This is a genomic window from Streptomyces sp. NPDC017676 (genome assembly GCF_044329325.1).
Classification (GTDB): Bacteria; Actinomycetota; Actinomycetes; order Streptomycetales; family Streptomycetaceae; genus Streptomyces.
Genome location: NZ_JBIRJA010000005.1, coordinates 18364 through 42110, shown reverse-complemented (window position 1 = coordinate 42110; position 23747 = coordinate 18364). Strand labels below are relative to the sequence as shown.

Sequence of the window (23747 nt, the reverse complement as noted above, 5' to 3'; positions counted from 1 at the left end):
GACTTACGAGAGTCCGCCATGTACGAGCTGTCCCGGGTCCGCCTCTACTCCATCGGTCCCGCCGGTGCGCGCTACGCCGACACCGTGCTCGACCTCAGGGGTGTCGGCGAACCCGTGCCCGACCCGGCGCCCACACAGGTGGAGTTCTTCGAGGAGGAGCCGTCCGGTCCGCCGCGCCGGCCCGCGCCCGCGGGCGTGCTGTTCCTGGAGAACGGCGGCGGCAAGTCCGTGCTGCTCAAGCTGATCTTCTCGGTGATGCTGCCGGGCCACCGCAACACGCTCGGCGGCGCCAGCTCCGGCGTGCTGCGCAAGTTCCTGCTCGCCGACGACTGCGGTCACGTGGCCCTGGAGTGGCAGCACGTGCTGACCGGCGAGTGCGTGGTCGTCGGCAAGGTCAGCGAGTGGCGCGGCCGGCAGGTCTCCAACGACCCGCGCAAGTTCGCCGAGGCCTGGTACTCCTTCCGGCCCGGCCCCGGCCTCAGCCTGGACAACCTGCCCGTCGCCGAGTCCACCGCCGTACGGCCGCCCGCCGAGGGCACCTCGGGCGCGCACGGCCGCCGCCGCACCATGAAGGGTTTCCGCGACGCCCTCATGGAGGCCGGCAAGGTCTACCCGCACCTGGAGGTGCACTGGGAGGAGATCCACGAGCGCTGGACCGAGCACCTCGGCGACCTCGGCCTCGACCCGGAACTCTTCCGCTACCAGCGCGAGATGAACGCCGATGAGGGCGAGGCGGCCGGCCTCTTCGCGGTCAAGAAGGACTCCGACTTCACCGACCTGCTGCTGCGCGCCGTCACCGACACCCGCGACACCGACGGCCTCGCCGACCTCGTCAGCGGCTTCGGCAACAAGCTCGGCCGACGCGCCGAACTGATCGCCGAACGGGACTTCACCGCGGGCTCGGTCGACCTGCTCGGCCGGATCGTGGAGGCCGCCGAGGCGCGCGCACGCGCGCGTGACGTCCACGCGGGCGCCGAGCGCCGCACCCGGACGCTGGCCCGGCGGCTGTCCGCGCGAGCCGTGCGCGAGCGTGTCCGGGCCGCCGACCTCGCCCAGCGGGTGACGGCCGCCGCGTACGCCGTCACCCATTCCGAGGGCGCCCGCGAACGCAGCGCCCTCATCGCCGCCGAACTCGCCTACCGGCACGCCTCCCTGGCGCTGGCCGCCGCCGAGAAGTCCGCCGCCGCGCAGAAGCGCGAGCTGGCCGACGCCCGCACCCTGCACGCGGCCTGGCAGGCCGCCGAGGCCGTACTGCGCCACCGGGCCGCCGCCGACCGCGTCGCGCGCGTGTCCGCCGCCATCCAGGAGGCCGAACGGGACGCGGCCCCCGCGCTCGCCGCCCGCGCCAAGGCCGCCGTCGACCTCGTACGGGCCCTGCACGCCGCCGCCGGGAGCGCCGAGGCCCTGGCCAACGAGGAGGAGGAGCGCTCCGCGGCCCTCCAGGCGGTCAGCGACTCCGCCTACCGGGACTCCACCGCCGCCGCCACCGAGGCGCAGCGGGCCCGCAGCGAGGCCGGGCATCTGCGCCAGCGGCTCGCCGAGGTCGAGCAGGAGACCGCCGAGGCCGTTCGCGCGGGCTGGCTGGACGACAGCGCCCCGGACGCCGACCCCGCGCGGGCCGCGCTCGCCGCCAGCGACGCCGAGAAGACCGCCGTCGCCGCCTGGGACGCGGCCCGCGAGGCCGCCCGCAAGGCCACCGAGCACGCGCGCGAGGCGGCCTCCGCCGAGTCCCGCGCGGAGCTGACGGCGGCCCGCGCGGCGGACGCGGCGGCCGCCGCCGAGCGCGCCCATGAAGCCGAGCGGCGCCTCGCCGAGTCGCTGGCCGCCGAGGAACGGCTCGCGGAACTGCTGAGCCTGCCGGGCGCGCCGAGCGTGGCGCGGGTGCCCGCGCCCAGGACGGAAGAGGGCGACACCCCCCGCGCACCGGCCGCCGAGGCGGCCCGCGGCGCTCTCACCCCCGAGGAACTCGACCGCTTCGCCGACGAGTTGCGCCAACTCCTCGACGACGCCGTGTCCACCGCCGAACGGCACCTGTTCGAGCTGCGTACGGCCGCCGCCGACGACGCCCGCATCCTCGGCGCCCTCGGCGACGGCGGGCTGCTGCCGCCCGGCCCGGACGTGCTGGCCACCGTGGAGTTCCTCGGCGAACACGGCATCCCGGCCCTGCCCGGCTGGCGCTACCTGGCGCAGGCCGTCGACCCCGCCGACCACGCGCGCGTGCTCGCCGCTCGCCCGGAACTCGTCGACGGCGTGATCATCACCGACCCGGACACCCACGCGCGTGCCCGTGAGGCCCTCGGTGACGCCGCCCTGCTGCCCCGCTCCGCCGTCGCCGTCGGCACCGCCGCCGCGCTGCTCGCCCCGCCCCCCGCCCAGGGCACCACCCCTGGTGACGTGTTCCTCGTGCCACCGAACCCGGCCATGCACGACGAGCATGCCGCCGACGAGGAACGCCAGGCACTGCGCGCCCGGGCCACCGCACGCGACGAGGAGATCCGCGCCCTGGCCGCCCGCCTCGGCAAGGACCGGGAACTGGCAGCGCGGCTCGCCTCCTGGCGCACCGGCTGCCCCGCCGGACACCTCACCGAGCTGGCCCGGGCCGCCGAGGAGGCCCGCGCCTTCGCCGAGGAGACCGAGGCCGAACTCGCCGAGGCACGCACGGTACGGGCGGAGGCCGACGAGTCCGCCGCCGAGGCCGCCCAGATCCGTGACGAACGGCAGGAGGCCGCGCAGAAGGCCCGGCGCGCCGCCGACGCCCTCGCCGGTCTCGCCTTCCGGCTGCGCGAACGCGCAGGCTGGCAGGTGAAGCTCCGCGAACTCGCCGACGAGGCCGCCGAGTCCGAGGCCCGCGCCCAGACCTGCCTGGACCGCGCCCGCGCCGCCGACGAGGACCGCCGCGCCGCCCAGCGCGCCGCCGACGACGCCCGCCGCACCGCGCGCGCCCTGCGCGCCGAGCGCGCCGAGATCGCCGGCGCCCCCGACGACGTACCCGTCGACGACGAGGACGCCCCGAAGGCGTCCCTGCCCGCCCTCCGCGAGGCCTACCGGGCCGCCTCCCAGGTGTACGAGAAGGTCGGCGTCGGCGCCGACCTGCGCGCCGAGCAGGCCCGCGCGGAGAGCGACGAGAGCGCCGCCCGCGCCGAACTGGACCGGCTCAGCAACAAGGTCCGCACCCGCGCCGAGCAGCTGCTCCAGTCGCCCGACGGCGCCGACGGGCCCTCCCGGCAGGCCGCCGCCGCCCGCGCGGAGGAGCTGGTGCAGCTCCTGGAGACCCGGATGTCGACCGCGAGCGAGCAGCTCGGCCGGCTGCGTGGCGAGGCCGAGCGGCACGCGCCCGAGGACGGCGAGGCGCACACCGAGCTGCCCGGGGAACTCGTCCCGCGCGACGCCGAGCACGCCCAGGCGCTGCTGCGCACCGCCACGGCCGAACTCGCCGCGCGCACCGGGGCGCTGGCCGAGGCCCGCGAGGCGCACGCGGAGCTGCTGGACGCCCACCGCGCCGCCGAGGACGCGGCAGGCGGCTTCGACGAGATCGCCGCCATGCTCCGCGACCTGCTGCGCGAACACCCCCCCGAGGAGGAGCAGGAGGAGCCGGAGCCGTACCCGGGCACCCTGGAGGAGGCCCGGCACTCCGCCGCCGAGGCCCGCCGTTCGCTGCGGGGCTGCGCGGCCGACCTGTCCGCCGCCGAGGCCGCCGTGCGCGAGGCGAGCGACGTCCTCGTCCGGCACGCGAACTCCACGCGCTACGAGCAGGTCCGCACCCCCGCCCGGCAGCAGATCCGCGAACTGCCCGCCTCCGCGCTGCCCGAACACGCCCAGAAGTGGGCGGACGCCTTCGCGCCCCGGCTGCGCGTCCTGACCGACGAGCTGGCCCAGCTGGAGCGCAACCGCGACTCGATCGTGGACCGGCTGCGCGGTCTCGTGGAGTCGGCGCTCGCCACCCTGCGGTCCGCCCAGCGGCTCTCCCGCCTGCCGGAGGGGCTCGGCGAGTGGTCCGGTCAGGAGTTCCTGCGCATCCGCTTCGAGGAGCCCGACCACGCCACGCTCACCGAACGGCTCGGCGAGGTCATCGACGAGGCCACGCGCGCGGCCGTCAAGAAGAACTCCGACCTGCGCCGCGACGGCATGTCCCTGCTGCTGCGCGGCGTCGCCGCGGCCCTGCAGCCGAAGGGCGTGGCCGTCGAGATCCTCAAGCCCGACGCCGTGCTGCGCGCCGAACGCGTCCCGGTCGGCCAGATGGGCGACGTCTTCTCCGGTGGCCAGCTCCTCACGGCGGCCATCGCCCTGTACTGCACGATGGCCGCCCTGCGCTCGAACGACCGGGGCCGGGACAAGCACCGGCACGCCGGCACGCTCTTCCTGGACAACCCGATCGGCCGGGCCAACGCCACCTACCTGCTCGAACTCCAGCGAGCGGTGTCCGACGCGCTGGGCGTCCAGCTGCTGTACACCACCGGCCTGTTCGACACCACCGCCCTCGCCGAGTTCCCACTGGTCATCCGCCTCCGCAACGACGCCGACCTCCGGGCGGGCCTGAAGTACATCAGCGTGGAGGAACACCTCCGGCCCGGGCTGCCCCAGCAGCCCCAGGCCGGGGAGGCGGTGCACAGCGAGATCACGGCGACGAGGATGTACAAGAAGCCGGCGTGATCAATGGGTTGACCGATCCATTGATCAAGCGTCCTCCTTGATCAGGTCGGCACACTTCTCACCGATCATCATCGTCGTGATGCACGGGTTGACGGCGATCAGGTCGGGCATCACCGAGCCGTCGGCGACCCGCAGCCCCTCGACCCCCTTGACCCGCAACCGCGCGTCGAGCGGGGCCGAGGGGTCGTCGTCGGCGCCCATCTTCACGGTGCACGACGGGTGGTAGACGGTGTTGTGCGTCTTGTGGATGTAGTCCAGCAACTCGTCGTCCGTGCGGACGTCCGGTCCCGGCGCCAGCTCGGCGCCCGCCCAGCCGCCCAGCGCCGGCTGCTCGGCGATACGACGGGCCAGCTTCAGCCCGTACGTCATCACCCGCACGTCGTGCTCGTGCGTGAAGTAGCGCGGATCCACCTTCGGCTTGTCCCGGTAGTCCCGCGTCCGCAGCCGTACCGTGCCCCGCGACTTCGCCTTCGTCACGTTGGGGGTAAGGCAGAACGCGTTCTCCGAGGTCGGGTAGCCCCAGCGCGCGGTGTTCATGTCGAACGGCACGGACCCGTAGTGGAACATCAGGTCGGGCCGGTCCAGGCCGGGCTCGGTGTCGTAGAAGACGCCCGCCTCCCACCACTGGCTGGACGTGGTGGTCATCGGCTGCTTCGCCTCCCACATGATCACGCCCTCGGGGTGGTCCTGGAGGTTCTCGCCGACGCCCGGGGCGTCCACGACGACCTCGACGCCGACCTCGCGCAGATGCCCGGCCGGGCCGATGCCGGACAGCATCAGCAGCTTGGGGGAGTCGATCGAGCCGCAGGAGACGATCACCTCGCGCCGGGCCCGTACCGTGCGCGTGTGCACCAGATCGGGGTCAAGGTACTCGGCGCCCACGCACCGCCGCCCCTCCAGCACCAGCCTCTTGGCCCGCACCCCGGTCCGTACGTCCAGATTCGGGCGTTTGCCCAGGACGGGGTGGAGATAGGCGACGGACGAGGACTGACGGATGTTGTTCTCGTCGGAGTTGATCTGGAACCAGTTGGCCCCGCGCACCACCGTCTTCCCGGTGTTGAACGGGACCGTCGGTATACCGGCCTGGGCGCACGCCTCCAGAAGGGCGGCGCCGCACGGGTCCCCGCCCTTCAGCGTGCGCAGCCTCACGGGGCCGGTGCGGCCGTGGTGGTCGCCGGGGGCGTCGTTGTTCTCCAGCCGGCGGTACAGCGGGAACAGGTCGGCCGCGCTCCAGCCCGCACAGCCCTGGGCCGCCCAGTCGTCCAGGTCCTCCGCGGGCGCCCAGAAGGCGATACAGGAGTTGTGCGACGAACAGCCGCCCAGCACCTTCGCCCGCGCGTGCCGCATGAAACTGTTGCCGCTGGCCTGCGGCTCGACCGGGTAGTCCCAGTCGTAACCGGACTCCAGCAGCCCCATCCAGCGCTCCAGTCTGAGGACGTCGTCGTCGCCGACGTCGCTGGGGCCCGCCTCCAGCACGCACACCGTCACCGAGGGGTCCTCGGAGAGCCGGGCGGCCACGACGTTGCCCGCGGTGCCGCCACCGACCACGACGTAGTCGAACTCATCGATGCTCATGTGACCTCCTGGTCAGCCGGAATCGGGCGGGATCACTCGGCCGCGGGGGCGGCGAGCGGAGGGGGCGGGGCGGCCGCCGCGGCGTCCAGGCGGTGCTCGGCGAGGACACCGGTGCGGTGCCGCTGGACGAACCAGTAGTAGGCGAAGCCGCCGCCCGCGATGACCGCGACGAAGAGGACCGCGCCCCAGCGCAGGTACCAGTGGTACGGCGCGGACGCGTTGTAGACGGCGGCGCGCGGCCAGATCAGGTTGACCGTCATCGCCGCCCCCCAGACCACCGCGACGATGTTGACGAGCAGTCCCCAGCGGCCCAGCGAGAACCTGCCCTCGCCCGCGGGCCGCCAGGTGCCGCGCAGCCGGGCCACCAGCATCGGCCCGGTGACGCCCAGGTAGGCGAGGTAGATCATGATGATGCCGATGCTGGTGACGACCGTGAAGATCTGCGGCTGGCGGATGTTGACCACGAGGATCGCCAGCGCCAGCACCCCGATGATCACGGCCGGCAGGACCGGGGTCTGGAAACGGGGGCTGACCCGGGCCATCAGTGAGGACGCGGGCAGGTTGTTGTCCCGGGCCATCGCGAACGCCAGCCGGATCGCCGCCGTGTGCACGGCCAGCGCGCACACCGTGACCGCGATCAGCACGCACCACAGCATCGCCTTGCCCGCCGTCGGGCCGAGCACGTCGAGCACGACGTACTGCAGGCCGTCGGTCGACAGCTTGTCGCCCTTGAGGCTGGAGACGCTCATCAGCGCGAGCAGCAGCACCAGGCCGCCCAGGATGAACGAGGCGACGATCGCGCGGATGATCGCGCGCGGGGCGTTCCGGGACGGGTCCAGGCACTCCTCGCCGAGGGAGGAGGCGGTGTCGAATCCGTACATGACGTACGCGGACGCCAGCGAGGCCACCAGGAAGGCGCCGAGGTAACCCGTTGAGTAACCCGATCCCGTGTGGTTCGTCTGCATGACGACTTGAGGACCACGGGTGATGTGGACGGCGAAGAGGATGATCAATACAACCGTCGCGATCAACTCGATGAAGACGCCCGCCGTGTTGATCGTGGCCATCAGCTTGACGCCGAACGCGTTGACCAGGGTGGTGAACAGGATCAACACGGCAGCGAGCACGACCGCGTTGGTCGCCACGTCGTACTTGCCGGTGCCGTCCCCGACGAACTGGAACACGGAGGAGATCTGCGGCAGCGTGAGCTGATAGGCCAGCGCGACCGCCGAGATGGACACGATGGACGCGATCAGCATCATCCACCCGGCGAGCCAGCCGAGATGCGGATTGCCGATCTTCTTCGACCAGTTGTAGACCGAGCCGGCCACCGGATAGCGGGCGGCCAGTTCGGCGAAGCACAGGGCCACCATGAACTGGCCGACGAACACCATCGGCCACGACCACCAGTAGGCGGGGCCGCCGCTGCCGTAGCCGAAGTAGAACAGCTGGAAGGTGCCGGTCAGGATGGAGATGTAGCTGATCCCGGCGGCGAAGGTGTGGAAGTGGCCGAGGGTGCGCCTGAGTTCCGGCTTGTAGCCGAACTCGGCGAGCTCGGCGTCGTCGTGGTGGTGCGGGCCTGGCGATTGCTCGGTGGTCGTCATGAGCGGACTCCTCGTGGGCCTGGGGAGGGGGAGGCAGCGGCCCGTGCGGGTGCCGGGATCGGGTGGGTGACGGGTGGGTCAGTCGAACCAGCCCTGCGGTGAGGGCGCGGTGTTGCGCCAGATGTGTTTCGTCTCGCGGTACTCGGCGAGCCCCGCCGGTCCGAGTTCGCGTCCGAACCCGGACTGCTTGTAACCGCCCCATTCGGCCTGCGGCACGTACGGGTGGTAGTCATTGATCCAGACCGTGCCGAGCCGCAGCCGTCCCGCCACCCGCGCGGCCCTGGCCTCGTCGCAGGTCCAGACGGCACCCGCGAGGCCGTAGACCGTGTCGTCGGCGAGCCGGACGGCCTCCTCCTCGGTGGTGAACCGTTCGACGGTCAGCACCGGCCCGAAGGACTCCTCCCGGACGACGGACATGGCGCTCGTGCACTCGTCCAGGACGGTCGGCAGGTAGTAGAAGCCCTTGTCGTAGCCGGGGCCGGCGGGCCGGGCGCCGCCGCAGCGCAGCACCGCGCCCTCCGCCAGCCCTCGCGCGACATAGGCCTCCACCTTGGCCCGGTGCGCCGCGGAGATCAGCGGCCCGGTCCGCGCCCGCTCGTCGAACGGCCCGCCGAGCCGGATCAGCCGCGCCCGCCGGACGACCTCGTCCACGAACCGGTCGTGCAGCGCGTCCTCGACCAGCAGCCGGGCCCCGGCGGAACAAACCTGCCCGGAGTGCAGGAAGACGGCGGTGAGCGCCATGTCGACCGCGGCCTCGAAGTCGGCGTCCGCGAAGACGATGTTGGGGTTCTTGCCGCCGAGTTCGAGCGCGACCTTCTTCACCGTGCCGGCCGCCGCCGCCATCAGCCGGCGGCCGGTCTGCAGACCGCCGGTGAAGGACACCAGGTCGACGTCCGGATGGTCGCCCAGCGGGGCGCCCGCCTCCGGCCCGGCACCCAGCACCAGATTGGCCACGCCCGGCGGAAGCCCCGCCTCCGCCAGCAGCCGGACCAGGTGGATCGCGGTGTGCGGGGTCAGCTCGCTCGGCTTCAGCACGAAGGTGTTGCCGGCCGCGAGCGCGGGGGCGACCTTCCACGCGGTCTGCAGCAGCGGGTAGTTCCACGGTGTGATCAGGGCGCAGACACCGACCGGTTCGTACACCACCCGGCTGTCGACGTCCGCCCGGCCGGTGTCGATCACCCGGCCGGTCTCGCCCGCGACCAGCCGCCCGAAGTAGCGGAAGCAGTGGACGACGTCGTCCATGTCGTACGCGCTCTCCACCAGCCGCTTGCCCGTGTCCAGGGACTCGGCGCGGGCCAGGGCGTCCTTGTCCCGGGCGAGGAGGTCCGCGACCCGCAGCAGCAGGAAGCCGCGCTCGGTGGCGGGCGTACGCGGCCAGGGGCCGGTGTCGAAGGCGCGCCGGGCCGCCGCGACGGCCTCCACGGTGTCCTTGCCCCCGGCTTCGTCCACGACGCCCACCAGGGAGCCGTCGGCGGGACAGCGGATCTCCCGGGTGCGCTCGTCGAGGGCGCCCCGCCACGTACCGTCGATGAACAGGTCAGGCACGGGAGTCCCCCAGCAGGTCCAGCAGCCAGGCGTGGAAGATCCCGATGTGGTGCTCGTTCGGGACCAGCACCCCGCCGTGGCGGTAGGCGCGCGAGGACATCGCCGGCTGGGTGCGCTCGCAGGCCTCGAAGTCCTGGACGTTGACGCGGTGGAACAGCTCCACGGACTTCGACACGTCCGCGCCCGAGGCCACGACCTCCGGCGCGTACAGCCAGTCGCACTCCACCACCGTGCGGTCCTCCGCCAGCGGGAACATGCGGTGCAGGATCACATGGTCGGGGACGAGGTTGACGAACACGGTCGGCTTGACCGTGATCGCGTAGTAGCGGCGGTCCTGGTCGGCGGTCACCTCGGGGAGCCTGGCGAAGCCCGCGCTGCCGTCCACCGTGAAGCCCTTGACCTCCTCGCCGAACTCGGCGCCGTGGCCCACGTAGTACTGGGCCGCGTAGCCGTCGGCGAACTCCGGCAGCACTTCGGTGAGTTCCGGGTGGATCGTCGCGCAGTGGTAGCACTCCATGAAGTTCTCGACGATCAGTTTCCAGTTGGCCCGGACGTCGTAGGTGACGCGTCTGCCGAGGGCCAGCTGCTCGGTGCCGTAGTGCTCGATGGCGGCGGCGTCGCCGAGCCGCTCCACCGCCGCGTGCATCACCGTGTCCTCGAAGGACGGCGGTTCCTCGGCGAGGCACACCCAGGCGTAGCCCAGCCACTCGCGCAGAGCCACCTTGATCAACCCGTATGCGACTCGATCAACATCGGGCATCTTGATCAAGTTGGGTGCGGCGATCAACTTGCCGTCAAGGTCGTACGTCCACGCGTGGTACGGGCATTGCAGGCTGCGCCGCACCTCACCGGACTCCTCGGTGCACAGCCGCGCCCCGCGGTGCCGGCACACATTGAGGAAGGCGCGCAGCTCGCCGGTGCGGGTCCGGGTGATGATGACGTTCTCGCGCCCCACCTGGACCGTGCGGAAGGCGCCCGGCTTGTCCAGGTCGGCGCCGCGCACCGCGCAGAACCACAGGGACTCGAAGATCTTCTCCTGCTCCTGCCGGAAGACCTCCGGGTCGGTGTAGTAGTGGCCCGGAAGCGTCGCGATGAGGCTCGGGGAGACCGGGCTCGGGGAGATCGGGGTCGTCGTCACGGGCGGGCTCCTCAGGCGGACGCGGCGGCGGTGGGGGTGCCCCCGCTCGGACGAGGCCGAGCCAGGGGGCGGGCGGGGTCGAACAGGCCGATGGGATGCGCGGTGGCACCGGTCAGCGCCAGGTCGGCCAGGATCTCGCCGACGACCGGCACGAACTTGAACCCGTGCCCGGAGAAGCCGCAGGCCACGGTCACCGACTCCGGGTGGGCGGGGTGCCGGGCCAGCACGAAGTGTTCGTCCGGGGTGTTGGAGTACATGCAGGTGGCGGCCTTGAGGAAGGTGCCGGGCAGGTCCGGGATGCAGCGGGACATGTGGTCCGCCATGGCCCGGATCTCGTCCTCGTGCACCGTCCGGTCGATGGTCTCCGGGGTCGTCACCTGCCCCTTGCGGAAGAAGGCGACCTTGGCGCCGAGGTCCGGGCCGTCGATGGCCGGGAAGCCGTAGACCTGGACGCCGGCCGCGTCCTCCCAGATGTAGACCGGATGGTTCTCGGGCCGGAACGGCTCGGTGCCGCCCTTCGGCTGGAACCAGTACATGACCTGCCGCTCGACGGTGACCGGCACCCCGAGATCGGTGAGCAGCTGCGGCGCCCAGGCACCGGGGCAGATCACCAGCTGCCCGGCCGTGTAGGTGTTCTCGGCCGTGTGCACACGCACCCCGTCCCGGTACGGCTCCCAGCGCAGCACCGGCTCCTCGAAGTGCAGGTCGGCACCCTGCCGGGTGGCCAGCTGGAGATGCGCGGCGACCATGTTCTCGGGCCGCACCAGGCCCGCCTTCGCCTCGAACAGGGCGACTTCGTCGTCGTACGGGTGGAGCGTCGGGAAGCGGCGGCGGATCTCCTTCGCGTCCAGCATCTCGTGCGGCAGGTCCCACTCGGTCGCCGAGCGCAGCGCGCCGGAGACGGTCCGGGACTCGGGCGGGCCGACCATCACACCACCGGAGAGGATCGCGATGTCCCGGCCGGTGGCCCGCTCCAGTTCCTCGTACAGCTCGTAGGCGCGCAGCAGCAGCGGCACGTACGCGGGGTCCTCGAAGTACGACTGCCGGGTGACGCGCGAACCGCCGTGGCTGGAGCCGCGGTTGTGGACCGGGCCGAACTTCTCCAGGCCGAGGACGCGGGCGCCGCGTGCGGACAGGTGGTGGGCGGCGGCGCTGCCCATGCCGCCGAGTCCGATGACGATGACGTCGTAAGACGGTGACACGGTCGCCTCCTAGCGGCGGATGCGGGTCATCTTCGGGTCGAACAGCGGCTCGTCGGCGACGGTCGCCGGGACCTTCTCGCCGAAGTACTCGATGTGCACGCCGGTGCCGGTGGCGAGGCCGGCCGGCAGCCAGGCGTAGGCGACACAGCGTCCCAGCGTGTAGCCGTACGACGCGCTGGTCACGTAACCGGCCGGGGCGCCGTCGGCGTAGACCGGTTCCTTGCCGAGGACCACGGCGGCGGGGTCGTCCAGCAGGAGCGGGGTGAGCCGGCGGGTGGGTTCTCCGGCCCGCTGGAGCGCCGCCTTGCCGACGAAGTCCTCCTTGTCCATGCGGACGGCGAAGCCGAGGCCCGCCTCGAAGGGGGTGTGCTCGTCGGTCATGTCGGTGCCCCACGCCCGGTAGCCCTTCTCCAGGCGCAGCGAGTTGAAGGCGGAGCGGCCCGCGGCGATCACACCCAGGTCCCGTCCGGCCTCCCACAGCGTGTCCCACAGCCTCAGGCCCAGGTCGGCGGTGGTGTACAGCTCCCAGCCCAGCTCGCCGACGTAGCTCAGGCGCATCGCCGTCACCGGCACGTGTCCGAGGTACGTCTGCTTCGCCCGGAAGTAGCCGAAGCCTTCGTGGGAGAAGTCGTCGCCGGTCAGGGGCTGGACGAGGGCGCGGGCGAGGGGGCCCCAGACGCCGATGCAGCAGGTGCCGGAGGTGATGTCGCGGACCTGGACGTCGCCTGGTGCGTGGCGCAGGAGCCGGTCGAGGTCGGCGGGGGAGTTGGCGCCGACCTGGAAGCGGTCGGCGGCGAGACGGGCGACCGTGAGATCGGAGCGGATGCCCCCGGTCTCGTCCAGGAGCAGGGTGTACGTGACCGCGCCGGGCTTCTTGCGCAGGTTGTTGCTGGTCATGCGGTCGAGGAAGGCGAGGGCGCCGGGCCCGGTCACCTCCAGGCGGCGCAGCGGGGTCATGTCGTACAGGGCGACCTTCTCGCGGGTGGCCTTCGCCTCGGCGGCGGCGACGGGGGACCAGTAGCGGGCCGACCAGGCGTCGCGCTCGGGCAGGTCGCCGAGGGCGTCCACGAGCGGGGCGTTCGCCTCGTACCAGTGCGGGCGTTCCCAGCCGGCGCCCTCCAGGAAGAACGCGCCGAGCTGCTGCTGGCGGGTGTAGAAGGGGCTGACGCGCAGCGGCCGCGGCCGCTCCATGGGCTGGAGGGGGTGAAGGACGTCGTACACCTCGACGAACTGCTGTGAACCGCGCTCGCGGACGTACGACGGTGAACGCTGCGCTTCCTCGAACCGCGTGAGGTCGCACTCGTGCACGTCGAAGGACGGCCGTCCGTCCACCATCCACTCGGCCACCGCCCTGGCGACACCCGCGGAATGGGTCACCCAGACCGCCTCGGCCAGCCAGAAGCCCCGCAGCCGCCGCGCCTCCCCGAGCACCGGCATGCCGTCCGGAGTGAAGGAGAACACCCCGTTGAACCCGCTCTCGATCACGGACTCCCGCAGCGCGGGCAGCAGCCGCCGGCAGTCCTCCCAGCTCGGTGCCCAGTCCTCGGGGGTGAACGGGTACGAGGACGGCATCTCCATGTCCCGGCCGCGCGCCTCGTCGTACGCCGGGACCGCGAACGGATCCACCGGCATCGGGCGGTGCGCGTACGAACCGATCCCGATGCGGTCGGCGTGCTCGCGGAAGTACAGGTCACGGTCCTGGAAGCGGAGGATGGGCCGCGTGGCCTCGGCCGTGGCACCGCGCGGCCCGGGCAGCGGCCCGGTCTTCGCGTACTGGTGGGCGAGGGGCTGGAGCGGTACGTCGATCCCGGCCATGCGGCCGATCACCGGGCCCCAGAAACCGGCCGCCGAGACGACGTGGTCGGCCGGGAAGGCGCCCCGGTCGGTGACGACCGCGGTGACCCGGCCGTCCCGCTGCTCGATCCCGGTGACCGTGTGCCGGTCCAGGAAGCGGGCCCCGCGCACGGTGGCGCGGTCCATCTGGGCGCGGGCCGCGAGCAGAGCGCGGGCCAGGCCGTCGTCCGGGGTGTGGAAGCCGCCGAGGACCACCGACTCGTCCAGCAGTGGCCAAAGTTCCTTGCACCGGGCCGTGCTCACGACCTCTCCCCGGATGCCCCAGGAGGCGGCGTAACCGGCCCGTCGGTGCAGATCGGCCAGCCGCTCGGGGGTGGTGGCCAGTTCCAGGCCGCCGACCTGGTGGAAGCAGGAGACGCCGTCGACTTCGAGGGCGCGGAACTTCTCGACGGTGTACCGGGCGAACTCCGTGAGAGTCTTGGACGGGCTGGTCTGGAAGACGAGTCCCGGGGCGTGCGAGGTGGAGCCGCCCGGGGCGGGCAGGGGGCCCTGTTCGAGGACGGTGACGTCGGTCCAGCCGCGGGCGGTCAACTCGTCGGCCAGGGAGCAGCCGACGATGCCGGCGCCGATGACGACGACACGGGGTCCCTGGGACCGGTTCTCGGGGGTGCTGGACATGCCCCTCCTTGTGGTGGCGGGGATGGCGGGTGCGGGCTCTTGTGGCGTAGGTGCGCGAGGCCCTCGGGGCGGGCCGGGGGAGGCGGGGAGGCTGGGCCGCGGGGGAGGCCGACGGCGGGGTGTTCAGGTGGAGGGCGAGCCGTTGGCGGGGTGTTCAGGTGGAGGGCGAGCCGGTGGCGGGGTGCTCAGGCGGCGGGGACGTTCGGCCGCTCGGCGGCGATCGTCGTGTCCTGGCCGTGGCCGGGGTGGACGACGGTGTCACCCGGGAGGGTCAGCAGCCGCGCGCGGACGGACGCCTCGATCGCCGGGCGGTCGGAGTAGGAGCGGCCCGTGGCGCCGGGGCCGCCGTGGAAGAGGGTGTCGCCGGTGAAGACGGCGTTCAGGAAGGGGGCGTGGAGGCAGCAGCTGCCCCAGGTGTGACCGGGGGTGTGGACGACGTGCAGCTCGATGCCGGCCACCGTGAGGATGCGGCCGTCGGCCAGCTCGCCGTCCGGCTCGCGACCGGGGTGGGTGAGCGACCACAGCCCGGTGTCGTCGGGATGCAGGAGTACGGGCGCGCCGGTCAGGACGGAGAGCCCGGGCGCCGCGTCGATGTGGTCGTCGTGGGCGTGGGTGCAGACGATGGCGGTGACCCGCCGGCCGGCGGTGGCGCGGTGGATCGCCTCGGCGTCGTGCGCGGCGTCCAGCACGAGCACCTCGTCCTCGTCGCCGACCAGCCAGACGTTGTCGTCGACGTCGAACGTCCCACCGTCCAGGCTGAACGTCCCGGAGGTGACGACCCGCTCGACGCGTACGGCCCCGCGCACGCTCACAGGACCACCACCGAGCGCAGCACCTCACCGCGGTGCATCTTGCCGAACGCCTCCTCCACCTGGTCCAGGGCGATCGTCTCGGACACGAACGCGTTGAGGTCGAGCAGGCCGTAGAGGTACTGGTCGATCAGGAACGGGAAGTCCCGGCTCGGCAGACAGTCGCCGTACCAGGAGGACTTGATGGCGCCGCCGCGCGAGAAGACGTCGATCAGCGGGAGTTCCACCTTCATCTCGGGGGCCGGGACGCCGACCTGGACCAGCAGACCCGCGTGGTCGCGCATGTAGAAGGCCTGGAGGAAGGTCTCGGGACGGCCGACCGCGTCGATCGCGATGTCCACGCCGTGCCCGTCGGTGAGCTCCCGGACCGCCTCGACCGGGTCGGTGCCCCGGGAGTTGACGGTGTGCGTGGCGCCGAACTTCTCGGCCTGGTCCAGCTTCTTTTCGTCGATGTCCACGGCGATCACCTTCATGGCGCCGTTGAGGCAGGCACCCGCGACGGCCGCGTTGCCGACGCCGCCGCAGCCGATGACGGCGACCGAGTCGCCCCGGCCGACGTTGCCGGTGTTGACCGCCGCGCCGTAACCGGCCATCACCCCGCAGCCGATGAGACCGGCCGCCTCGGGCCGCGCCGCCGGGTCGATCTTCACCGCCTGGCCCGCCGAGACCAGCGTCTTCTCGGCGAAGGCACCGATGCCGAGCGCGTTGCTGAGCGGGGTGCCGTCCAGCAGCGTCATGGGCTGTGCGGCGTTGCGGGAGTCGAAGCAGTACCAGGGCCGGCCCCGGCGGCAGGAACGGCAGCTGCCGCACGGCGCCCGCCAGGCCAGTACGACGTAGTCGCCGGGCTTCAGATCGGTGACGCCGGGGCCGACGGACTCGACGGTGCCGGCCGCCTCGTGTCCCAGCAGGAACGGGAAGTCGTCGGTGATCGCGCCCTCGCGGTAGTGGAGATCCGTGTGGCACACCCCGCAGGCCTGCACCTTGACGAGCACCTCGCCGGGACCCGGGTCGGGGACGACGATCGTCCGCACCTCCACGGGTGCGCCCTTCTTCACAGCGACTACGGCACGGACCTCGTGTGGCACGACAAGCTCCTCTGCTGTTGCGCATTGCACGATGGGTTGCGCGATGGGGAACATATTGAGAACGGCGTCACGGGGCCGTCAAGGGGTGCGCGTTAACCCTTGGCAAAAGGAACCTGGGGGGCGAAACCCGTCGGACACACGGCGGCGCGGGACCGGGAGCTTCCGGTCCCGCGCCGTGGTGCGGGTGGTGAGCGTGACGAGGGCGTGGGGGATCAGCGGAGTCGCGGCGCGTCAGAAGCCGTATCCCATCCGCCGGGACAGCTCGGCGCCCGCGGCGACCGTCCGCTTGGCCACCTCCGGCAGCCGGTCCGCGTTGAGCCGGTAGACCGGACCCGACACGCTGATCGCGGCGATCACCTTGCCGTCGTGGGCGCGCACCGGCGCCGCGACGGCCGCGAGCCCCAGCTCCAGCTCCTCGATCGTGACGCCGTAGCCCTGCTCCACCACGGCCTCCAGCTCGGCGCGCAGCATCGCCGCGCCGGTGATCGTACGGTCCGTGAACCGCGGCAACGGCCGTGCCAGCAGGCCCTCGCGCAGGGTCGGCGGCATGTGCGCGAGGAGGACCTTCCCGCTGGAGGTGGCGTGCAGCGGGGTGCGTCTGCCCAGCCAGTTCTGCGCGGTGACGGACGCGGTGCCGCGCGCCTGCATGATGTTGACCGCCGCGTCGTCGTCGAGCACGGCGATGTTGACCGTCTCGCCCAGCTCGTCGGCGACCTCCCGGCAGACCGGGACGCCCTCCTGGGAGATGTCGAGACGCACCGCCGCCGCCCCCGCCAGGCGCAGGACGCCGGCCCCCAGGTAGTACTTGCCGCGGTCCTTGGCCTGGGCCACCAGGCCACGGTTCTCCAGGACGCCGAGCAGGCGGAACGCCGTGGACTTGTGGACGTCCAGCTCCTCGGCGATCTCGGTGACGCCCGCCTCGCCGTGCCGCGCGAGGATCTCCAGCACGCTCACGGCGCGGTCCACCGACTGCACCGCGCTGGCGGCTCCGCGGCCGCTCTGCCTCTCCGGGGTCCCTGGGTTCTCCGTGGTCTCCTCGCTGCGGTCAGACTGCTTCTGCGTGCGGGTCATGGCTCAACTCTCACCACCTGTGGGCCCGGTTCGGGCCGCATCTGCGGGAAGCCCTTGACGCGACGGTCGTCCCGCCCGGATTCTGTTGCGCATAGCGCTGGATCGTGCGCCATGCGAAACATCATGTTACCGAAGCGTCCGGATCCCGGAAGGGTGCCGGACCACCCGGACCGTTGGCGGTCCGTCACTCCCTTGCCGCTTCACCGGGCCGGACCGACGTGGGTCCGGGTTCCCGGCAGCATCCCTGACGCCTGCATCGAGCAGGTCCCGGACCCTGTGTCCCGGACCGAGAGGGGGGCCCGTGATTCCCGTCTGCCGCCTCGAAGACCTCCCCGAGGGTGAGTCCGTCCGCGTCGCGAGCACACCGCCGATCGCCGTGTTCCGCACCGAGGACGGCGAGCTGTACGCCATCGACGACACCTGCACCCACCAGGACGCCTCCCTCTCCGAGGGCTGGCTGGAGGGCTGCCTGGTCGAATGCCCGCTGCACGCGGCGTCCTTCGACCTGCGCACCGGCGAACCGACCTGTCTGCCGGCCCGGCGCCCGGTGCGCACCTATCGCGTCACCGTGGAGGACGGCGTCGTGCACGTCCACCTCGGCGCGGAGGAGGGCACGGCCGCGTGACCACCGACCGGCACCGGCACCCCGCCCCCACCGTCCTCGGCCGCGCGCCCGCCGGCGCGGGCGCTCGTCTCCGCCCCGCCCGGTCCCGCCACCACCCCACCGCCCCCGACGCCAGGAGCCGTGCCGTATGAGAACCGTGACCATCGTCGGCGCCTCCCTCTCCGGGCTCTACGCCGCCCGTGAGCTGCGCGCCCAGGGCTTCGACGGCCGACTGGTGATCGTCGGCGAGGAACCCCACCACCCCTATGACCGCCCTCCTCTCTCCAAGGACTTCCTCATCGGCCGCGCCGACGAGAGCGCACTGGCCCTCACCGACGCCGACGAGACCGCCGCGCTCGACGCCGAGTGGCTGCTCGGCGTCCGCGCTCGCGGGCTCGACCCCCGTGGCCGCACCGTCCTCCTCGGCGACGGCCGCACAGTCTCCACCGACGGCGTCGTCATCGCCACCGGCGCCGCCGCCCGCCGACTGCCCGGCGACCGCCTCGCCGGGGTCCACACCCTGCGCACCCTGGACGACGCCCGCGCCCTGCGCGCCGAACTCACCCGGGGGCACCGCCGGGTCGTCGTCATCGGCGGCGGCTTCATCGGCGCCGAGACCGCTTCCTCATGTGCCCGGCTCGGCCACGACGTCACGGTGGTCGAGGCCGCCCCGCTACCACTCGTGCCCCAACTCGGCGCCCGGATGGCCGAGGTCTGCGCCACCCTGCACCGCCGCGGCGGGGTTGAGCTGATCACCGGCACCGGCGTGGCCGCGCTCCGGGGCACCGCCGGCGTCACCGGGGTCGACCTCACCGACGGCCGCAGACTGCCCGCCGACGTCGTGATCGTCGGTATCGGCGCCCGTCCCCACACCGACTGGCTCGTGGGCTCGGCACTCGCGCTGCACGACGGTGTGCTGTGCGACGACGGCTGCGTGACCGCCCTGCCCCAGGTGGTGGCGATCGGTGACGTCGCCCGGGTGGGCGGCACCCGGGCCGAACACTGGACCTCCGCCACCGAGCAGCCCCGCGTGGCCGTGACCAACCTCCTCGCCGGCCACACCGTCGCGACCGCTCGCACGCTGCCGTATTTCTGGTCCGACCAGTACCACTCCCGGATCCAGTTCGCGGGCCGGTACCGCGAGGGCGACACCGTCCACGTCACCGAGGGCGAGATCACCGACGACGGCGCCCCCGGTGAGTCCGGCTTCCTCGCCCGCTACGAACGGGACGGCCGTACCGTCGCCGTACTCGGAGTGGACCGACCCCGCGCCTTCATGCGGGCCCGACGCGAACTCCAGCGAGAGGAACGCCGGCGGACGGGAGAGCCGCGGGTGGAGCCGGCCGCGCTGTGACGGGTCCGGTGCTGCCGCGGATCGCCCGGGGTGTGCGTGGCTCGGCTCCGGATCGGGGTGAGCCGGCTGTTGGTGGCCGGGCGTTCCGATGACGTTTGCTTCCGGTGGCCTGCGCTGTTGATGGCCGGATTTCCGGTAGCCGGTGCTCCTGCTGACCCGTGCTGCTGGTGGCCGGGTTTCACGATGGTCGGCGCTGCTGGTGGCCGGTTCTTCGGTGGTCCTTGCCCTCCGATGGCCTGCGTCTCCCGCGGCCGGGTCCGGTGGGCCAGGCTTCCGTGCGTCCCCTCGCCCGCCGGTTTACCGGGCGCGCAGCGACCGGGCTTCCGGCACCCAGGCCCCCGGTCAGCCTGATCGCCCGCGGTTGCGGCGCCGTACGTCAGGAGTCAGGAGTGCGACAGCCGCCCCGCGCCGCCGGTGGGGCGTATCCGCTCCTGTTCCCGCACGCCAGCCCGCTCCTGGCGTCGGCGGGCGCGCCGCTCCCGGCGCAGGGACCGGGCCGTGCTGCTCGGCTCGGAGACCACGCCGTACCGCTGGTTCCACACCTGACGGGTGACCCATACGTCGACCACGGCCCAGGTGGCCACCACCGTGCTGGCCACGCCGCTGATCACCATGGGGAACGCCAGCCAGGACCCGGCCAGCGTGCACAGGAACGCCACCATCGCCTGGATCAGTGTCACCGCTATGACGAGGAGCGCCCGCACCGCCGCCGTACGCACCGGATCGGGCAACGGGTGCCGGCGCGCGGGCTCCTCGATCCACAACGGGCGGTAGTTCTGCCGCTGTCCGTCACCACCGGGCTCCCCGGCGTGCTCCGGCCTCGGAATGTCCCGATCCGGAGCCTCCTTCCCCCACCGCGCCTGCGAGCGCTCCGCCACGCTCTCCTCGGGTGCCCCGCGCCGCTCCGCCGTGCCCATCACCGTGTCACTCCCCACCGCCGGCAGACCCCTCGCCCCCGGCATCCGAAGACCCCGACTCCCCAGTGGCTGCCCGGCTTGCGCTCATTTACGCCGCCGGGATGCGGGATGCGGCTCCTGTGGCCCATTCCGCCCCCATTTCCCATAGAGAAGGACGCACGAGATCCCCCGAAGATTCCCAACTGGCGAAAAATTCCGGCCAACCGCCCGACCGCGTGGCTGTCGCAGCACCGCGTGGGTGTCCTGATCGCGGTGGCGATCTCCCCCCATGCCCGGACAACTCGCCATGTCTGGCCGCCAGTGCGGAAGTTCGCCCTCCGGACACGTCTTCGAGTTAACTGTGAGGCGGTAGTAGGCTCGCGCCGTTTGTTGACGGACATGAGCACCCCCGACCGGCGGGGGTCGAGCTGGGGGAGGCCATGCGCTTTCGCGGGAAGTCGATCCGCCGGAAGATCGTGGCGCTGCTTCTCGTGCCGCTGGTGTCCCTGACCGCCGTCTGGGGCTTCGCCACGGTGCTCACGGGGCGCGAGGTCACCCAGCTGTTCCGCGTGACCGACGTCGTCGAGGACATCGGCTACCCCACCGAGGACACCGTTCGCGTCCTGCAGCAGGAGCGCCGCCAGACACTCGTCTACCTCGCCGACCCGCGCGCCTCCGAGGCCCTTTCGGCGCTGCGCCGTACCCGCGCCGCGACCGACCGGGTGATCGCCACCATCCGCGGGAACGCCAAGGACCAGGACCTCCGGGCCGACGTGGACGCGGACGACGGCGAACACCTCACCGCGGTCCTGGACGCCCTGGACGGTCTCGGGCCCCTGCGCCGCAGTGTCGAGGGAGGCACCCTCACCCGCGCCCAGGCGCTCGACCTCTACAACCGTCTCGTGGACCCCTGCTACGCGCTCCTCGCGTCCCTCGACGGCCTGGACGACGTCGAGCTCGACAAGCAGGCCCGCGCCCTGGTGAACATCACCCGCGCCCGCGAGTTGCTCTCCCGCGAGGACGCCCTGCTCGGCTCCTCCCTCGTCGTCGGGCGGCTCACCCGCGACGAGACCCGTGACATCTCCGACCTCGTCGCCCAGCGCACCCTCCTGTACGACATCAGCCTCCCCCTGCTGCCCGCCGCGGAGCGCGACCGCTACGAACGCTTCTGGAAGAACGCCACCACGGCCCCGCTGCGGGAGGCCGAACGGACCGTCATCGCCTCGGACTCCGGCACCCCCGGCGATGTCACCGCGAAGAGCTGGGACTCCTCCGCGGCAACCGTCCTGGACGAACTCGGCACCCTGGACGACCAGGTGGGCGACCGCTTCCAGGACCGTATGCGCCCCGTGGCGGTCGGCGTCATCGTGCAGGCGGCCGTCGCCGGCGCCCTCGGCCTGCTCGCGCTCCTGCTCTCCGTCGTGCTCTCCGTCCGGGTCGGCCGTTCCCTCATCCGCGACCTGCGCCAGCTGCGCCTGGAGGCGCACGAGGCGTCCGGTGTCCGGCTGCCCAGCGTGATGCGCCGGCTGTCCGCGGGCGAACAGGTCGACGTCGAGACCGAGGTCCCGCGCCTGGAGTACGACAAGAACGAGATCGGCGAGGTCGGGCAGGCCCTCAACACCCTGCAGCGCGCGGCGGTCGAGGCCGCCGTCAAACAGGCCGAGCTGCGGGCCGGCGTCTCCGAGGTCTTCGTCAACCTCGCCCGCCGCAGCCAGGTGCTGCTGCACAAGCAGCTCACCCTGCTCGACAGCATGGAGCGCCGGACCGAGGACACCGACGAACTCGCCGACCTGTTCCGCCTGGACCACCTCACCACCCGCATGCGCCGGCACGCCGAGGGCCTCGTCATCCTCTCCGGAGCCGCGCCCTCCCGGCAGTGGCGCCGGCCCGTGCAGCTCATGGACGTCGTCCGTGCCGCCGTCGCCGAGGTCGAGGACTACGAGCGCATCGAGGTCCGGCGTCTGCCGCGGGTGGCCGTCACCGGGCCCGCCGTCGCCGACCTCACCCATCTCGTGGCCGAGCTCCTGGAGAACGCCACCGTCTTCTCGCCCCCGCACACCGCCGTCCAGGTCCTCGGCGAGCGGGTCGCCAACGGTTTCACCCTGGAGATCCACGACCGGGGCCTCGGCATGACGGCCGAGGCACTCCTGGACGCGAATCTGCGTCTCGCCGAGACACCCGAGTTCGAACTCTCCGACACCGACCGGCTCGGTCTGTTCGTGGTCAGCCGTCTCGCCCAGCGCCAGAACGTCCGGGTCTCCCTCCAGCCGTCGCCGTACGGCGGCACCACGGCCGTCGTGTTCATCCCCGACGCGCTGCTCACCGACGACGTCCCGGACACCAACGGCGTCGGCTTCCGGCTCGACCGGGACCGCCCGGCGAAGGGCACCGAGCAGGCGCTGGGCCGCGGTGCCGGGCGGTCCCCGGCCCCGTTGCAGCTGCCCGGTCTGCCGACGTCCCTGTTGGACGGCCCGGTCGAGCTGGAGGCGCCCGTCGATCTGGACACGCTGGACGACTTCCCCGGCGCCCTCCCGGACGAGGACAGCGAGCGCGGCGGTCTGTTCCGTCCCCGCAGGGTCCGCCCGGACGACGAGGAGCAGGCGGCCACCCCGCCGGGCGACGGCCTGCCGCAGGACGGGACCCGTGAGCACGGGGCCGTACCGCTGCCCCGGCGGCAGACGCCCAAGCTCGTCAGCTCGCACGGCAAGCCCGTCACCGACCCGCGGCCCCGCCGCGGCGCACCGGACCCCGGGCCCTCCGCCGCCACCCGCCGCTCCGACACGGAGGGACCGGACCCGCTGCCCACCCGCCGCCGCGGCGCGTCCTCCCGACGCCCCACCGGACGCACCGACCACGCCGAGGACAGCACCGCGAGGCCGGCCGGGAGCGCCGAAGCGGCCACCGAGGTTCCGGCACTGCCCAGGCGTACCCGGACCGGGACACCCGGCACCGACGGACCGGCGGACACGGCTCCGTCCCACTCCGAGGCCACGACTCCGACCCGCTCCGAGGTCACGGCCCCGCCCCGCTCCGGCACCGCCGCACCCGCCGATGAGCCGGCCCCGGAGCCGGGCACCGGGCCGCTGCCCCGGCGCGTACGCCAGGCGAGCCTGGCCCCCCAGCTCAAGCACGACACCGACCGGCGCGCCGAGCGCGCGATGTCACCCGCCGACCGCGATGCCGAGGAGGTCCGCAGTCGGATGGCCTCACTCCAGCGCGGCTGGCAGCGTGGCCGGGAGGAGAACGCCGCGGGCGACGAGGCCCCGAACGGCACAGTACGAGGAACGACTAAGGGGGACGGTCGATGACCGCACCGAAGGAGACCGGCCACACGGCGACGGACAAGGGGGAGCTGAACTGGCTCCTGGACGATCTCGTCGACCGCGTCGCCAGCATCCGCAAGGCCGTCATCCTGTCCGGCGACGGCCTGCCCACGGGGGTCTCCAAGGACCTCACCAGGGAGGACAGCGAGCATCTGGCCGCCGTGGCGTCCGGCTTCCACAGCCTCGCCAAGGGCGTCGGCCGCCATTTCGAGGCGGGCAGTGTCCGGCAGACGGTGGTCGAGCTGGATGACGCCTTCCTCTTCGTCACCGCCGCCGGGGACGGCAGCTGCCTCGCCGTCCTCTCGGACGCCGACTCCGACGTCGGCCAGGTCGCCTACGAGATGACGCTCCTGGTCAAGCGGGTCGGCGTCCATCTGGGCACCGCCCCGCGCACCGATCTGCCCGCAGGCGGGTAGTGG

At 72.8% G+C, this 23747-nt stretch carries 16 protein-coding genes; 6 read left to right on the top strand and 10 right to left on the bottom strand.

The window, feature by feature from the left end:
* Positions 1-18: 18 nt before the first annotated feature.
* Complete coding sequence (locus ACH4LD_RS12355) at positions 19-4650, top strand: hypothetical protein (protein WP_398055936.1); 4632 nt, start codon at positions 19-21, stop codon at positions 4648-4650.
* A gap of 24 nt (positions 4651-4674) precedes the next feature.
* On the opposite strand, the gene ACH4LD_RS12350 is transcribed toward ACH4LD_RS12355, so the two are convergent.
* The 9 genes from ACH4LD_RS12350 to ACH4LD_RS12310 all read right to left on the bottom strand — a co-directional run bounded on the left by ACH4LD_RS12350 (position 4675) and on the right by ACH4LD_RS12310 (position 17151).
* Positions 4675-6225: a GMC family oxidoreductase gene (locus ACH4LD_RS12350; protein ID WP_398055937.1), complete on the bottom strand. Its 1551-nt coding sequence runs from the start codon at positions 6223-6225 to the stop codon at positions 4675-4677.
* Between the two features lie 32 nt (positions 6226-6257).
* Positions 6258-7829, bottom strand: a complete 1572-nt coding sequence (locus ACH4LD_RS12345; protein WP_030644868.1) for an APC family permease — start codon at positions 7827-7829, stop codon at positions 6258-6260.
* Between the two features lie 78 nt (positions 7830-7907).
* The gene (locus ACH4LD_RS12340) at positions 7908-9374 is read right to left on the bottom strand and encodes an aldehyde dehydrogenase family protein (RefSeq protein ID WP_398055938.1); all 1467 of its coding nucleotides are present in this window, start codon (positions 9372-9374) and stop codon (positions 7908-7910) included.
* Positions 9367-10512: an aromatic ring-hydroxylating dioxygenase subunit alpha gene (locus ACH4LD_RS12335; protein ID WP_398055939.1), complete on the bottom strand. Its 1146-nt coding sequence runs from the start codon at positions 10510-10512 to the stop codon at positions 9367-9369. The genes ACH4LD_RS12340 and ACH4LD_RS12335 overlap by 8 nt, the downstream gene beginning before the upstream one ends.
* Before the next feature lie 11 nt (positions 10513-10523).
* Positions 10524-11714 carry an N-methyl-L-tryptophan oxidase gene (gene solA, locus ACH4LD_RS12330; RefSeq protein WP_398055941.1) on the bottom strand — a complete coding sequence of 397 codons (1191 nt, stop codon included), beginning with the start codon at positions 11712-11714 and terminating at the stop codon, positions 10524-10526.
* A gap of 9 nt (positions 11715-11723) precedes the next feature.
* Complete coding sequence (locus ACH4LD_RS12325) at positions 11724-14186, bottom strand: FAD-dependent oxidoreductase (protein ID WP_398055942.1); 2463 nt, start codon at positions 14184-14186, stop codon at positions 11724-11726.
* A gap of 185 nt (positions 14187-14371) precedes the next feature.
* Positions 14372-14992 carry an MBL fold metallo-hydrolase gene (locus ACH4LD_RS12320; protein ID WP_398055972.1) on the bottom strand — a complete coding sequence of 207 codons (621 nt, stop codon included), beginning with the start codon at positions 14990-14992 and terminating at the stop codon, positions 14372-14374.
* A gap of 2 nt (positions 14993-14994) precedes the next feature.
* On the bottom strand, positions 14995-16080 hold the full coding sequence (locus tag ACH4LD_RS12315) for an S-(hydroxymethyl)mycothiol dehydrogenase (RefSeq protein WP_398055943.1): 1086 nt from the start codon (positions 16078-16080) through the stop codon (positions 14995-14997).
* 231 nt (positions 16081-16311) lie between these two features.
* Entirely contained in the window at positions 16312-17151 is an 840-nt protein-coding gene (locus ACH4LD_RS12310) for an IclR family transcriptional regulator (RefSeq protein WP_398055944.1), read from the bottom strand.
* Positions 17152-17452: 301 nt separating this feature from the next.
* On the opposite strand from ACH4LD_RS12310, the gene ACH4LD_RS12305 reads away from it, so the two are divergent.
* Genes ACH4LD_RS12305 through ACH4LD_RS12295 form a run of 3 tightly spaced genes read left to right on the top strand, consistent with a single transcriptional unit; the run spans position 17453 to position 19109 of the window.
* Positions 17453-17776, top strand: a complete 324-nt coding sequence (locus tag ACH4LD_RS12305) for a bifunctional 3-phenylpropionate/cinnamic acid dioxygenase ferredoxin subunit (RefSeq protein WP_398055945.1) — start codon at positions 17453-17455, stop codon at positions 17774-17776.
* Entirely contained in the window at positions 17773-17907 is a 135-nt protein-coding gene (locus ACH4LD_RS12300) for a hypothetical protein (RefSeq protein ID WP_398055947.1), read from the top strand. The genes ACH4LD_RS12305 and ACH4LD_RS12300 overlap by 4 nt, the downstream gene beginning before the upstream one ends.
* Positions 17904-19109, top strand: coding sequence for an NAD(P)/FAD-dependent oxidoreductase (locus ACH4LD_RS12295; protein WP_398055948.1), 1206 nt, complete (start codon positions 17904-17906; stop codon positions 19107-19109). Before ACH4LD_RS12300 ends, ACH4LD_RS12295 begins: the two co-directional genes overlap by 4 nt.
* Positions 19110-19492: 383 nt before the next feature.
* On the opposite strand, the gene ACH4LD_RS12290 is transcribed toward ACH4LD_RS12295, so the two are convergent.
* Positions 19493-20026, bottom strand: a complete 534-nt coding sequence (locus ACH4LD_RS12290) for a hypothetical protein (RefSeq protein ID WP_398055973.1) — start codon at positions 20024-20026, stop codon at positions 19493-19495.
* Between the two features lie 419 nt (positions 20027-20445).
* Here ACH4LD_RS12290 and ACH4LD_RS12285 point away from each other — a divergent pair, with 419 nt between their 5' ends.
* Complete coding sequence (locus ACH4LD_RS12285) at positions 20446-23313, top strand: nitrate- and nitrite sensing domain-containing protein (protein ID WP_398055949.1); 2868 nt, start codon at positions 20446-20448, stop codon at positions 23311-23313.
* On the top strand, positions 23310-23744 hold the full coding sequence (locus tag ACH4LD_RS12280; RefSeq protein ID WP_398055951.1) for a roadblock/LC7 domain-containing protein: 435 nt from the start codon (positions 23310-23312) through the stop codon (positions 23742-23744). The genes ACH4LD_RS12285 and ACH4LD_RS12280 overlap by 4 nt, the downstream gene beginning before the upstream one ends.
* Positions 23745-23747: the final 3 nt, after the last annotated feature.

What these genes read in the sequence shown, in the direction of transcription:
- ACH4LD_RS12355 (WP_398055936.1), top strand. Translation starts at nt 19, where the DNA reads ATGTACGAGCTGTCCCGGGTCCGCCTCTACTCCATCGGTCCCGCCGGT.
- ACH4LD_RS12350 (WP_398055937.1), bottom strand. Translation starts at nt 6,225, where the DNA reads ATGAGCATCGATGAGTTCGACTACGTCGTGGTCGGTGGCGGCACCGCG.
- ACH4LD_RS12345 (WP_030644868.1), bottom strand. Translation starts at nt 7,829, where the DNA reads ATGACGACCACCGAGCAATCGCCAGGCCCGCACCACCACGACGACGCC.
- ACH4LD_RS12325 (WP_398055942.1), bottom strand. Translation starts at nt 14,186, where the DNA reads ATGTCCAGCACCCCCGAGAACCGGTCCCAGGGACCCCGTGTCGTCGTC.
- ACH4LD_RS12310 (WP_398055944.1), bottom strand. Translation starts at nt 17,151, where the DNA reads ATGACCCGCACGCAGAAGCAGTCTGACCGCAGCGAGGAGACCACGGAG.
- ACH4LD_RS12295 (WP_398055948.1), top strand. Translation starts at nt 17,904, where the DNA reads ATGAGAACCGTGACCATCGTCGGCGCCTCCCTCTCCGGGCTCTACGCC.
- ACH4LD_RS12290 (WP_398055973.1), bottom strand. Translation starts at nt 20,026, where the DNA reads ATGGGCACGGCGGAGCGGCGCGGGGCACCCGAGGAGAGCGTGGCGGAG.
- ACH4LD_RS12285 (WP_398055949.1), top strand. Translation starts at nt 20,446, where the DNA reads ATGCGCTTTCGCGGGAAGTCGATCCGCCGGAAGATCGTGGCGCTGCTT.
- ACH4LD_RS12280 (WP_398055951.1), top strand. Translation starts at nt 23,310, where the DNA reads ATGACCGCACCGAAGGAGACCGGCCACACGGCGACGGACAAGGGGGAG.